We start from the raw sequence: 13,287 nt of genomic DNA, 5'->3' as shown, positions 1-13,287 counted from the left end.
GGTTGCTGACATGGAACGCGTCTATATAGGCATGGGCAGCAATCTGGCCGATCCCGCCGAGCAATTGCGCAGTGCTATCACAGCATTGACGCAGTTGCCGAATAGCCAGTGGATCGGCGTTTCAGCCTTGTACATCAGCGATTCCCTGCTGCCAGGCCAACCACGCTTCACCAATGCGGTTGCCGCGCTGGATACCGGGTTGGCGCCGCTGGAACTGCTCGACAGGCTGCAAGCCATCGAACTGGACCAGGGCCGCGAACGTCACGAACGCTGGGGGCCGCGCACTCTGGACCTCGACATCCTGTTGTTCGGTGAGCGCCTGATCGACGAAGCACGCCTCAAAGTGCCGCACTATCACATGCACGCCAGGGCCTTCGTGCTCTACCCGCTGGCCGAGCTTGCCCCTGATTTGCAGCTGCCGGACGGCCGCTCCCTGAGTCAAATGCTCGCCGATTGTCCCTTCGAAGGACTTGAGCGCCTGCCCGCCCGCACCTGACCGGTAACAGCCTGACTGTAACCGCTCTGCGGTAACCGGTAGCCGGGGGGTAACACGCGCAATTGACTTCACGCCCCCTCCTCACGAAGATAGGCGTCCCCGCCAGCCTGTTCGCTGGCCAATGGGCGCAAGCAGGACTCGGTAAACACCGCAAAAACGACGGTGTACCTGCTTTTCCAGGATGAATCTCACGCGTTGCTCGCCGTAGTGTTCACAGCGCCTGATCGAGGACTTTTCCATGCCAGATATCACTGTTACGTCGTTGCTGGGCCTGAAACAAAAGGGTGAGAAAATCACCATGCTGACCTGCTACGACGCGACCTTTGCCCATGCTGCAAGTCAGGCCGGCGTAGAAGTGCTGCTGGTCGGCGATTCGCTGGGCATGGTCCTGCAAGGTCATGACAGCACGTTGCCTGTTACCACCGCCGAGATGGCCTATCACGTGGCCTGCGTCAAACGCGGCAATCAGGGCGCGCTGATCATGGCCGACCTGCCATTCATGTCCTACGCAACCCTCGATCAAACCTTCGCCAACAGCGCAGCGCTGATGCAGGCCGGTGCGCACATGCTCAAGATCGAAGGCGCGGCCTGGCTGGCCGAATCGATTCGGCTGCTGAGCGACCGTGGTGTCCCGGTTTGCGCGCACATGGGCCTCACCCCGCAAGCGGTGAACGTGCTGGGCGGTTACAAGGTGCAAGGCCGACAGGAAACCCAGGCGCGGCAAATGCGAGCCGATGCCATCACGCTTGAGCAGGCTGGCGCGGCGATGCTGCTGCTCGAATGCGTGCCCAGCGAACTGGCCGAGGAAATCAGCCATGCGGTGAAGATTCCGGTCATTGGCATCGGCGCGGGTAGCGCCACTGATGGCCAGGTGCTGGTCCTGCACGACATGCTGGGGCTCGCCATCACCGGTCGGGTACCCAAGTTCGTGAAGAACTTCATGATCGGGCAGCCCGATATTCAATCGGCATTGCAGGCCTATGTTGCGGCAGTCAAAGACGTCAGCTTCCCGGCAACTGAACACGGATTTTCAGCATGAACACAGTTAAAACCGTGCGCGAATTACGCGCGGCAGTCGCACGTGCGCGCAGTGAAGGCAAGCGGATCGGCCTGGCGCCGACCATGGGCAACCTGCACAGCGGTCATGCGGCGCTGATTACCAAGGCTGCGCAACGCGCGGACTTCGTCGTCGCCACCATCTTCGTCAACCCGCTGCAATTCGGCCCCAACGAAGACCTGGCCACTTACCCGCGTACCCTGGCCGCGGATCAGGAAAAACTGCTCCAGGCCGGCTGCCATCTGCTGTTCACGCCGACGGTTGAAGAAATGTATCCCCACGGCATGGCCGACCAGACCATCGTCAGCGTACCGAGCCTGTCCGAAGGTTTGTGCGGCGCCAGCCGTCCAGGCCACTTCGACGGCGTTGCGACGGTGGTCAGCAAGCTATTCAATATGGTCCAGCCGGATCTGGCCGTGTTCGGCGAGAAGGATTTCCAGCAACTGGCGGTGATCCGCGCGCTGGTCCGCGACCTGAACATGCCGATCCAGATTATCGGCGAACCGACGGTTCGGGCGGCGGACGGTCTGGCGTTGTCCTCGCGCAACGGCTACCTCAGCGAAGAACAGCGCGCCATTGCGCCTGAGTTGTACCGCGTGATCTGCCAGATTGGCGAGGCCATCGGCAAAGGTGAACAGGACTTCAGCGCGCTGCTTGATCAGGGCAAGCAGCGGCTCGAAACCGCCGGTTTGCGCCCCGACTACCTGGAAATTCGCGAAGCCACCAGCCTGCGTCCGGCGACTGCCGAGCACAGTGATCTGGTCGTTCTGGCTGCGGTTTTCCTGGGCAAGACGCGCCTTATCGATAACCTGCACTTGAACAGGGAACATGCATAAACATGCAAAGCATCATGCTGAAAGCCAAGCTGCACCGTGCTGAAGTCACTCACGCAGTGCTTGACTACGAAGGTTCATGTGCGATTGATGGCGAATGGCTGGACCTGTCCGGGATTCGCGAGTACGAACAAATCCAGATCTACAACCTGGACAACGGTGAGCGTTTCACCACCTACGCTATCCGGGGCGAAGCAGGTTCGCGGATGATTTCGGTCAACGGCGCGGCCGCTCATAAGGCGAAAGTCGGTGATCGCGTGATCATCTGCGCCTATGCTCAGTACTCCGAAGCCGAGCTTGAGCATTTCAAGCCACGAATGCTGTACATGGCTCCCGGTAATGAACTTAGCCACACCAGCAATGCCATACCGGTACAGGTGGCCTGACGAACCAGCACCGAACATGTTTAATGCCCGGACGATGTTGTGTGAAAAAGTACCGAGCCCAGGTAAAGCGAAGCGCAGACAAACAGGCGCTCAGGTATTAGTCTCCAAGACCGTAAAACCTGTTTGATCCCGCTCGCTTTTAAGGTCCAAAGCCAGTTCCAAGTACAAGGAAACCCGCAGCGATGGCGTACTACCGCACCCCTTCCGACGTGACCAGCCTGCCCGCTTGGCAGGCACTCAATCAACACCGCGAAGCCATGCAGGATTTCAGCATGCGCGAAGCGTTCAACGAAAACCCGCAGCGTTTCAGCGAGTTCACCCTGAGCAGTTGTGGTCTGTTTCTCGATTACTCGAAAAACCTGATCACCAGTGAAACCCGCGACTTGCTGGTGAGCCTGGCCAATGAAGTCGGCCTCAAGGAAGCTATCAAGGCGCAATACGATGGCGAGCTGGTCAACGCTTCCGAAGGTCGCCCGGCGCTGCATACCGCGCTGCGTCGTCCGGTTGGCGACAAGCTGCAGGTCAACGGCGTCAACGTGATGCCTGAAGTTCACAAAGTGCTCAACCAGATGACTGATCTGGTCGGCCGCATTCACGACGGTCTGTGGCGCGGCTACACCGAGAAGCCAATCACCGACGTGGTGAACATCGGCATCGGTGGTTCGTTCCTCGGCCCGGAGCTGGTGTCCGAAGCGCTGTTGTCCTACGCGCAAAAAGGCGTTCGCTGTCATTACCTGGCGAACATCGACGGCAGTGAATTCCACGAACTGACCTTGAAACTGCGTGCTGAAACGACGCTGTTCATCGTTTCGTCGAAGACCTTCACCACCCTGGAAACCCTCAAGAACGCGACCGCCGCCCGTGCCTGGTATCTGGCGCAAGGCGGTTCCGAGGCCGAGCTGTATCGTCACTTCATCGCGGTGTCGAGCAACAATGCCGCTGCCGTGGCGTTCGGCATCCGTGAAGAAAACATCTTCCCGATGTGGGACTGGGTCGGCGGTCGTTATTCGCTATGGTCGGCTATCGGCCTGCCGATCGCGCTGGCCATCGGCATGTCCAACTTCAAGGAACTGTTATCCGGCGCGTATTCGATGGACCAACACTTCCTGACCGCGTCGTTCGAACAGAACATGCCGGTGCTGTTGGCGCTGCTGGGTGTCTGGTACGGCAATTTCTGGGGCGCGCAAAGCCACGCGATCCTGCCTTACGACCACTACCTGCGCAACATCACCAAACACTTGCAACAGCTGGACATGGAATCCAACGGCAAGAGCGTGCGCCAGGATGGCACGCCGGTTTCCACCGACACCGGCCCGGTCATCTGGGGCGGCGTAGGCGCCAACGGTCAGCATGCTTATCACCAGTTGCTGCACCAGGGCACGCAGATGATTCCGGCGGACTTCATCGTGCCGATTGTCAGCTTCAACCCGGTCGCCGATCACCACCAATGGCTGTACGCCAACTGCCTGTCGCAAAGCCAGGCCTTGATGATGGGCAAGACCCGCAGCGAAGCCGAAGCTGAACTGCGTGACAAGGGCATGGCCGAAGGCGACGTGCAAAAGCTCGCGCCACACAAAGTCATCCCCGGCAACCGTCCGAGCAACACCCTGGTGCTCGAACGCATCAGCCCCCGTCGTCTCGGCGCACTGGTGGCAATGTACGAACACAAGGTCTTCGTGCAAAGCGTGATATGGGGCACCAACGCCTTCGATCAGTGGGGCGTGGAGCTGGGCAAGGAAATGGGCAAGGCGGTTTACCAGCGCCTGACCGGCGGCACCGACGAGCCGGCTGACGACGCGTCGACCCAAGGCTTGATCAATTATTTCCGTGGTCGTCACCGCGGCTGATCTGGCGCTCAACGCAACACCCAAACCCGCCGTTCTCGCAAGATACGGCGGGTTTTGCGTTTCCGGGCCTGGATTAAACCCACTCAGGCTCGACGCACTACACTGCCCTGTGACCTCCACAAGAATAAGGAACCGTCATGTTCGATATCAGCAGATATCCCCAAGCCGATGCCGTGCGCCAGGCGGCGCAGCTGAACGCCGCCGACTATCAGCGCATGTACCGCGAGTCAGTGGAACAACCCGACCTGTTCTGGGCCGAACAAGCGAAAATCTTCCTCGACTGGTCCACGCCGTGGAACGAAGTGCAGCGTGCCGATCTCAAGACCGGCGAAGCCCAGTGGTTTGCAGGTGGCAAACTCAACGTCAGCTACAACTGCATCGACCGCCATCTCAAGCAGCGCGGCGAGCAGATAGCCATTATCTGGGAGGGCGACAATCCTTCTGAATCCGCTGAAATAACCTACAAAAAACTCCATCACAACGTCGCTCGCCTCGCCAATGTGCTGAAAAGCCGTGGCGTAAAAAAAGGCGATCGGGTGTGTATCTACATGCCGATGATTCCTGAAGCCGCCTACGCCATGCTCGCCTGCACGCGAATCGGCGCAGTGCATTCGGTGGTCTTCGGTGGTTTTTCGCCGGATGCCCTGCGCGACCGGATTCTCGATGCCGACTGCCGTACGGTGATTACCGCTGACGAAGGCGTGCGCGGCGGTAAATATGTGGCGCTCAAACAGAACGTCGACAAGGCACTGCAGAGTTGCCCGAATGTCAGCACAGTACTGGTGGTGCAACGCACTGAAGGCGATGTGGATTGGGTGCCGGACCGCGATATCTGGTATCACGAAGCCGTGCGCGGCATGAGCGATGACTGTCCGCCAGAACCAATGGACGCCGAAGATCCGCTGTTCATCCTCTACACCTCTGGCAGCACCGGCAAACCCAAAGGCGTCCTGCACACCACCGGTGGCTATTTGCTGCAGGTGGCGATGACCCACAAATACGTGTTCGATTACCGCGACGGCGAAGTCTTCTGGTGTACGGCGGATGTCGGCTGGGTGACTGGCCACAGTTACATCGTCTATGGCCCGCTGGCGAATGGCGCGACGACCCTGATGTTCGAAGGCGTGCCCAGCTACCCGGACAGCTCGCGCTTCTGGCAAGTGATCGACAAGCATCAGGTGAATATTTTCTACACCGCGCCCACCGCGTTGCGCGCGTTGATGCGTGAAGGGCTCGCCCCCTTGCAGGACACCTCCCGGGAAAGCCTGCGTTTACTTGGCAGCGTCGGTGAGCCGATCAACCCGGAAGCGTGGGAATGGTATTTCCATCACGTAGGCAAAGAGCGCTGTCCGATTGTCGATACCTGGTGGCAGACCGAAACCGGCGGCATTCTGCTGACCCCGCTGATCAGCGCCAGCCGGATCAAACCGGGCTGCGCCACGCAACCGATGTTCGGCGTGCAACCGGTCTTGCTCGACGACAAGGGTCAGGAAATCCAGGGTGCGGCCAGTGGCCTGCTGGCGCTCAAGGCCAGTTGGCCTGGGCAGATTCGCAGCGTGTACGGCGACAAGCAGCGCATGATCGATACCTACTTCAAGCCATATCCCGGTTATTACTTCACCGGGGACGGCGCGCGTCGCGACGAGGACGGCGATTACTGGATCACCGGGCGCGTGGATGACGTCATCAACGTTTCCGGCCATCGGATCGGAACCGCCGAAATCGAAAGCGCCCTGGTGCTGCACGACAGTATTGCCGAGGCGGCCGTCGTCGGTTATCCACACGACGTCAAAGGCATGGGCATCTACGCCTTTGTCACGCCGATGAATGGTGTCGAACCCAGCGAGGAGTTGCGCAAAGAGCTGCTTGCCCATGTCAGCTCGGAAATCGGCAGTTTCGCCAAGCCCGAGCTGATCCAATGGGCGCCAGCACTGCCCAAGACGCGCTCGGGGAAAATCATGCGGCGCATTCTGCGCAAGATTGCCTGCAATGAACTGGACACTTTGGGCGACACCTCCACCCTCGCCGACCCAAGCGTGGTGCAAGGGCTGATCGACAAACGCTTGAATCGTTGAGCGAAGCGGGGCATGGTCCCGCACAGGTTCCGTAGGACCGGCTTCAGCCGCGAGAGCAACCTCACGGCTGAAGCGGCTCCTACGGGATTACGCGTCAATTCAAGTGGTTATGTTTTGTTCGATGAGAGCCCATGGAATTCATCCGAAGTCGTATCGAAACCCAAGTCATGAGCCTCACTGGGCTGTCACTCGGCCAGCTGGATCTGGAAAACCCCAAGGGCGATCCCGGTTTGTTCGGGCCAGAAGCCATCTGCTGGCAAGTCCACGGTGACTTTCCCAGCATGTTGATCGGCGGTATCAGCGCCCTGATGTTGCAGGCGCTGCATCCGCTGGCCCTGGCCGGCGTCTGGGATCACTCCAACTTTCGTCAGGACATGCTCGGCCGTTTGCGGCGCACCGGACAATTCATCTCCGGCACCACCTTTGGCTGCACTCAGGACGCCAATTGGCTGATCGACAAAGTGCGTACCATTCATCTGCAAGTGATCGGTACTGCGCCCGACGGCCGGCCTTATGCCGCCAGCGATCCGGATTTGCTCACCTGGGTGCATGTCGCCGAGGTCAGCAATTTTCTCGCTGCGCATTTGCGCTACCTGAATCCGGACCTTTCCCTCGTGGATCAGGACAAGTACTACAACGAAACGGCGCTCATCGCTGAACGGCTCGGCGCGCGAAATGTGCCGCGTTCGTCGCAGGAAATCGCCGACTATCTTGCAGGCATCCGTCCGCAATTGATGTGCGACGAGCGCAGTCGGGAAGTCTTGCGTCTGTTGCTGGCGGCGCCCGCGCCCAGCCTGATGGCCAAACCCATGGGTGCGTTGATGATGCAGGCGGGTATCGAGCTGTTGCCTGACTGGGCCAGCGCGATGCTCGATCTGCATCAGTCCGCCTTGCAGCGCAAGATGATCCGCGCCGCCGTCAAACGCAGTGCTCCGGTATTGCGCTGGGCGGTGCGCAACGGCTCGATTCATCGCGCCCGGAGGCGTATGGGCCAGTAAGCGAAACAGCACGCCAAATCGGATACTGGTCGGTTCTCGGTTGGAAGCGCCCGCCATTTGTGTGACAACATGGGCCTATTCATCACAACGACTCGGGACCGAAGCATTACTCCCGACGTAAAACCCTAACAAAAATGAGGATCAGCGCCATGCAAGACGTCGTTATCGTTGCCGCCACTCGTACCGCTGTCGGAAGTTTCCAGGGTTCCCTGGCAAATGTTTCCGCTGTCGATCTGGGCGCGGCCGTCATCCGCCAGTTGTTGGCGCAGACCGGCCTTGATGGCGCGCAAGTCGATGAGGTGATCATGGGCCAGGTTCTCACCGCTGGCGCCGGGCAAAACCCCGCGCGGCAGTCGGCAATCAAGGCGGGCCTGCCGTTTGCGGTACCGGCCATGACCCTCAATAAAGTCTGCGGCTCGGGCCTCAAAGCCCTGCATCTGGCGACCCAGGCCATTCGTTGCGGCGATGCTGAAGTGATCATCGCCGGCGGCCAGGAGAACATGAGCCTGTCCAACTACGTCATGCCGGGCGCACGCACCGGATTGCGCATGGGCCACAGCACGTTAGTGGACACCATGATCAGCGATGGCTTGTGGGATGCATTCAACGATTACCACATGGGCATCACTGCCGAGAACCTCGCCGACAAGTACGAAATCAGTCGTGAAGCGCAGGATGCCTTTGCCGCGCAATCACAGCAGAAAGCCGTAGCCGCCATCGAAAGCGGGCGCTTCGTCGAGGAAATCACGCCGATCCTGATCCCTCAGCGCAAAGGCGATCCGATCGCTTTCGCCACTGACGAGCAGCCGCGTGCCGGCACCACCGCCGAGTCGCTGGGCAAGCTCAAGCCTGCCTTCAAGAAAGACGGCAGCGTGACAGCGGGCAACGCCTCATCGCTCAATGACGGCGCCGCCGCCGTCATCCTGATGAGCGCCGCCAAGGCTGAACAACTCGGCCTGCCGGTGCTGGCGCGTATCGCGGCCTATGCCAACGCGGGCGTCGACCCGGCGATCATGGGCATCGGCCCGGTCAGCGCCACCCGCCGCTGCCTGGACAAAGCCGGTTGGTCCATTGAGCAACTGGACCTGATCGAAGCCAACGAAGCCTTCGCGGCACAAGCGTTGTCGGTCGGCAAGGAACTCGGTTGGGACATGGCCAAGGTCAACGTCAACGGCGGCGCAATCGCCCTGGGCCACCCGATCGGCGCATCGGGCTGCCGCGTGCTGGTGACCCTGCTGCATGAAATGATCAAGCGCGACGCCAAGAAAGGTCTGGCGACCTTGTGCATCGGCGGCGGGCAAGGCGTTGCACTGGCGCTGGCGCGGTAAACATAAGCGCCAACGCTCTTCCCGTAGGACGGGTTTTAGCCGGGAGAACGCCCTCCCGGCTAAAGCCGGTCCTACGGGATTGCGCCTTATTCAGCGATCTCTCCCCTGCATCACTTACCTGATAAACTGCCGCGCCCATTCCAGCCCAAGGCGCTTTGCATGTCTTCCTTGATTCAGGCGCTAAGCGTCGCCCTCGATAACCGCCAATCCTTGCTGGCCCAGCTGCACCACCAGGGCACGGACTGTTATCGGCTGTTCCACGGCAGCCAGGAAGGCGCCAGCGGCCTGACCATCGACCGCTACGGCCCGCAACTGCTGGTGCAGAGTTTCCACACACGCCTTGAGCGTGACGCGCTGCTGGAATTGCACGCGACGGTTAACGCCCGCCTGAACCTCGACACGCTGCTGGTCTACAACGACCGGTCGCAAGGCAATTCCCGCATCGACCGGGACGACGCCGTCTACCAGGCGGAAGATGCCGCGCTGCAAGACCTGATCGGTCACGAATGGGGCCTGAATTACCGCGTCCGCGGACGACACGCTGGCCAGGATCCGCTGTTGTTCCTCGACCTGCGCAACACCCGCGGCTGGGTCAAGCAGCACAGCGCAGGCAAAAGCGTGCTCAATCTGTTCGCCTATACCTGCGGCGTCGGCCTGAGCGCCGCAGCGGGCGGTGCCCGGGAAGTCTGCAATCTGGATTTCGCCGAAGGCAATCTCGCAGTCGGCCGGGAAAACGGCGCGCTCAACCCACAATTGCCGAGCATGCAATTCATCCAGTCCGATTACTTCCCGGCGATCCGGCAACTGGCCGGGCTGCCCATCGCTCAGCGGCGCGGGCACAAGCTGCCGGACTACGTGAAGCTGGATCAGCGCCAGTACGATCTGGTGTTGCTCGACCCGCCCGCCTGGGCGAAAAGCGCCTTCGGCACGGTCGATCTGCTGCGCGATTATCAAAGCCTGCTCAAGCCCGCGCTGCTGACCACGGCGGACAATGGCGTGCTGATCTGCTGCAACAATCTGGCGAAAGTCAGCATGGAAGACTGGCGTGAACAGGTACTGCGTTGTGCCACCAAGACCGGGCGCCCGGTGCGAGAGTGGCAGATCATGCCGCCGGCCGAGGACTTCCCGTCCATGGACAATCAGCCGCCGCTCAAGACATTGATCCTCCAGCTCTAAGCCACACAGCTATCAGAGAGTTCCTACAAGAACGAAAGGCGTCACCTTCGGAACCAGATTGGCGTGCCATACTCAAAGCACCTCCGATATAGAAAGACGACGCCTCACATGTACAAAGGATTGAAACGCGCGATTGGCGCCCTACTGGTGGTCTTCGGCCTCTATACCGTACTGGGCTTTTTCATTCTCCCCGGCGTCGCTTTGCGTATCGCCAACCAGCAACTGGCGAATTACTCCACAGTTCCTGCGCGACTCGACCGGCTGGAGCTCAACCCCTTCAGCCTGGAAGTGACCCTGTGGGGCCTGAATATCGGGGCGCCCGGCAAAGAACAGGTCGGTTTCGAAAAGCTGTACGCCAATCTGCAGATCGACAGCCTCTGGACCCGCGCGCTGCATTTGCAGGCCGTGGAGCTGCTCAAACCCAAGACCGAGCTGTTGTTCGACAAGCAGGGCAAGCTGAATCTGGCCCAGCTGTTCAAGCTGCCGCCCAGCGAACCGGTGAAAGACGAGGCACCCGCCAAGCCATTCCCGCTGCGTATTGACCAGATCAAACTGGCGGACGGCTTTGTCCACTTCCAGGACCTGCGCCCCAGCGAACCCATCGAATTCCTCTACGACAAACTCAACTTCGAGCTGAAGAATCTCAGCACCCTTCCCGAAGACAACGCCGACATGACGCTGGTCGCGGCGGGTCCAGAAGGCGGGCAGATTGATTGGATCGGGCGCATCAGCCTGGTGCCGATCACGTCCGAAGGCACGCTGAAAATCACCGACGGCAAGATGAAAGTCTGGTGGCCCTATGTGCGCGACGCCTTGCCGCTGGCGTTGCAGGATGGCGTGCTGAACTTCAGCACCGCCTACACATTGAACCTGTCCAAGGACACCGAGCTCAAGCTGACGGACCTGGCCCTGAGCGTTGCGCCGTTTGCGATCAATGCGCCTGACGGCCGCCCGCTGGTGCGCCTGCAACGTCTGGACGTCAGCGAGACCTCGGTGGACCTGGCCAAACAATTGGTCAGCGTCGGCAAGATCCGCAGCAACAAGCTCGAAACCTGGGCCGCGCGGGAAGCCGACGGGCAACTGGATTGGCAAAAGCTGTTCGCCAGCCAACCAGGGAAAACTGCACCGCAGCCCGCCAAAGCCCCGACTGTGGACGAAAAAGCCCCGGAACCGGCCGCACCAACCGACGCGCAGGCGCAAGCTGCTGCCAAACCGGCAACGGCGTCCAAGCCCTGGCAGGTGCTGCTCAAGGACGTGCAGCTGCGCGACTATCAAATCCACCTCGCCGATCGCGTGCCGAAAGAACCCGTAGCCATTGATGTCGGCCCGCTGAATCTGGACGTGCACAATTTCGACAGCCTGAATAAATCGCCCTTCACCCTCAAGCTGGACAGCGGCATCGGCAAGCAAGGCAATCTCACTGCTGCGGGCGACGTGAACCTGAACCCGGTCAGCGCCAGGCTGCAAGTGACCACCAAGGACATCGACCTGCGCGTCGCCCAGGCTTATATCAGCCCGTTCATCCGCCTTGAGTTGCGCAGCGGCATGCTCGGCAGCGATCTGGCGGTCAATCTGAAAAACACCGAGCCGCTGGCGTTCAGCATTAACGGCAAGGCTCAGGTGAGCCAGCTGCATACGCTCGATACGCTGAAACAGCGGGATTTCCTCAAGTGGCAACAGCTGACGCTTGAAGGGCTGAATTATGAGCACGGCGACAGCCTGAACATTGCCAAAGTTAACCTGGCGCAACCCTACGCGCGGTTCATGATCAACGATGACCGGACCACCAACGTCGATGACTTGCTGATCCCGCAACCGGCGGATAAAGCCCCGGCGGCCAAGACCAGCGCCAGTGCGAGCAAAGAAAAACCACTGGGTATTCATGTCGGCGAAGTGAACATCAATGACGGCTCGGCCAACTTTGCCGATTTCAGCCTGACCCCCAACTTCGCCACCGCCATCCAGCAACTCAATGGCCAGATCGGCACGCTGGACAATCGCCAGTCAAAACCCGCCACGGTCAACATCAACGGCAAAGTGGATCGCTACGCGCCGGTGACTATCAAGGGCAGTCTCAACCCTTTCGACCCAATGGCCGCGCTGGATATCGCCACAAGTTTCAAGCGCGTGGAATTGACCACCCTGACGCCCTACTCCGGGAAATTTGCCGGCTATCGCATCCGCAAGGGTCGACTCAATCTTGACCTGCATTACAAGATCACCAAAGGCCAGTTGCAGGCGGAGAACAAAGTGGTGGTCGAGCAATTGCAGCTGGGGGAAAAGGTCGACAGCCCGGACGCGATGGACTTGCCGATTCGCCTGGCTATCGCGCTGCTCAAGGATACCGACGGCAAGATTTCCATCGAGCTGCCGGTTTCCGGTGACCTGAACAACCCGCAATTCAGCGTCATGCCGATTGTCTGGCAGACCCTGCGCAATCTGGTGGTGCGCGCCGCAACTGCGCCGTTCAAGTTCATTGGCGGTCTGGTCAGCGGCGGAGGCTCCGAGGACCTCGGCAGCGTGTCGTTCGCGCCGGGCGTCAGCGAGTTGAGTGGCGATGCGCAAAAGGCCCTGGACAAGCTCTCAGCCGCGCTCAAGGAGCGTCCGGCCTTGCGCCTGGAGATCGAAGGCACCGCTGCGGCGAGCGCCGACGGTCCGTTGATTGCCCAGGCACGACTGGAACGCGAGTATCAGTACACCTATTACAAGATCCTCCAGCGCCGGGGCGATAAAGTCCCGGCCCAGGCTTCGCTGCTGGAAGTGCCGGATAGCGAAAAATCGCCGATGCTCGAAGGCATCTACCGCGCCCGCCTGAAGAAACAGCCATTGGCGCAGTGGGTTGACCTGGGCAAGGAAGAGCGCTCCAAAGTCATGCGCGACGAGATTCTCAAGTTCTGGAGCGGCAGTGACACCCTGCTGCGCGAACTGGGCCAGGAGCGGGCGAGCAGCATCAAGGATTACCTGGTCGACAAAGGCCAGCTGGCGGACGAGCGCGTGTATTTCGTCGATGCTTCCTTGGGTGAAGCGCAGAAGAATGGCACCGTAATCAGCCCACTGCATCTGGATAGCGAGTAAGCCTTGAACACTTCTT

10 protein-coding genes are annotated in these 13,287 nt (G+C 60.3%); all 10 read left to right on the top strand.

Annotated elements, in window-relative coordinates; all coding sequences use genetic code 11:
• Window positions 1–10 precede the first annotated feature (10 nt).
• The gene (gene folK / locus AABC73_RS04665) at window positions 11–496 is read left to right on the top strand and encodes a 2-amino-4-hydroxy-6-hydroxymethyldihydropteridine diphosphokinase (protein ID WP_341522651.1); all 486 of its coding nucleotides are present in this window, start codon (window positions 11–13) and stop codon (window positions 494–496) included.
• Between the two features lie 238 nt (window positions 497–734).
• Window positions 735–1,535, top strand: coding sequence for a 3-methyl-2-oxobutanoate hydroxymethyltransferase (gene panB, locus AABC73_RS04660; protein WP_341522650.1), 801 nt, complete (start codon window positions 735–737; stop codon window positions 1,533–1,535).
• Window positions 1,532–2,389, top strand: coding sequence for a pantoate--beta-alanine ligase (panC, locus tag AABC73_RS04655; RefSeq protein ID WP_341522649.1), 858 nt, complete (start codon window positions 1,532–1,534; stop codon window positions 2,387–2,389). Before panB ends, panC begins: the two co-directional genes overlap by 4 nt.
• Before the next feature lie 2 nt (window positions 2,390–2,391).
• Complete coding sequence (gene panD / locus AABC73_RS04650) at window positions 2,392–2,772, top strand: aspartate 1-decarboxylase (protein WP_065836072.1); 381 nt, start codon at window positions 2,392–2,394, stop codon at window positions 2,770–2,772.
• Window positions 2,773–2,954: 182 nt separating this feature from the next.
• Window positions 2,955–4,619, top strand: coding sequence for a glucose-6-phosphate isomerase (gene pgi, locus AABC73_RS04645; protein ID WP_065836073.1), 1,665 nt, complete (start codon window positions 2,955–2,957; stop codon window positions 4,617–4,619).
• A gap of 137 nt (window positions 4,620–4,756) precedes the next feature.
• A complete protein-coding gene (acs, locus tag AABC73_RS04640) occupies window positions 4,757–6,694 on the top strand; it encodes an acetate--CoA ligase (protein WP_341522648.1) in 1,938 nt (645 codons plus the stop codon).
• 131 nt (window positions 6,695–6,825) lie between these two features.
• Window positions 6,826–7,692, top strand: coding sequence for an oxygenase MpaB family protein (locus tag AABC73_RS04635; RefSeq protein ID WP_341522647.1), 867 nt, complete (start codon window positions 6,826–6,828; stop codon window positions 7,690–7,692).
• Window positions 7,693–7,841: 149 nt separating this feature from the next.
• Window positions 7,842–9,020 carry an acetyl-CoA C-acetyltransferase gene (locus AABC73_RS04630; RefSeq protein WP_341522646.1) on the top strand — a complete coding sequence of 393 codons (1,179 nt, stop codon included), beginning with the start codon at window positions 7,842–7,844 and terminating at the stop codon, window positions 9,018–9,020.
• A 159-nt stretch (window positions 9,021–9,179) separates the two neighbouring features.
• Window positions 9,180–10,196: a class I SAM-dependent methyltransferase gene (locus AABC73_RS04625; protein ID WP_341522645.1), complete on the top strand. Its 1,017-nt coding sequence runs from the start codon at window positions 9,180–9,182 to the stop codon at window positions 10,194–10,196.
• Window positions 10,197–10,304: 108 nt separating this feature from the next.
• Complete coding sequence (locus tag AABC73_RS04620; protein WP_341522644.1) at window positions 10,305–13,271, top strand: DUF748 domain-containing protein; 2,967 nt, start codon at window positions 10,305–10,307, stop codon at window positions 13,269–13,271.
• Window positions 13,272–13,287: the final 16 nt, after the last annotated feature.

It is taken from the genome of Pseudomonas sp. G.S.17 (assembly GCF_038096165.1).
Taxonomy (GTDB): domain Bacteria; phylum Pseudomonadota; class Gammaproteobacteria; order Pseudomonadales; family Pseudomonadaceae; genus Aquipseudomonas.
The sequence above is the reverse complement of the archived record's forward strand: the minus strand, read 5'-3'. Positions and strand labels throughout refer to the sequence as shown.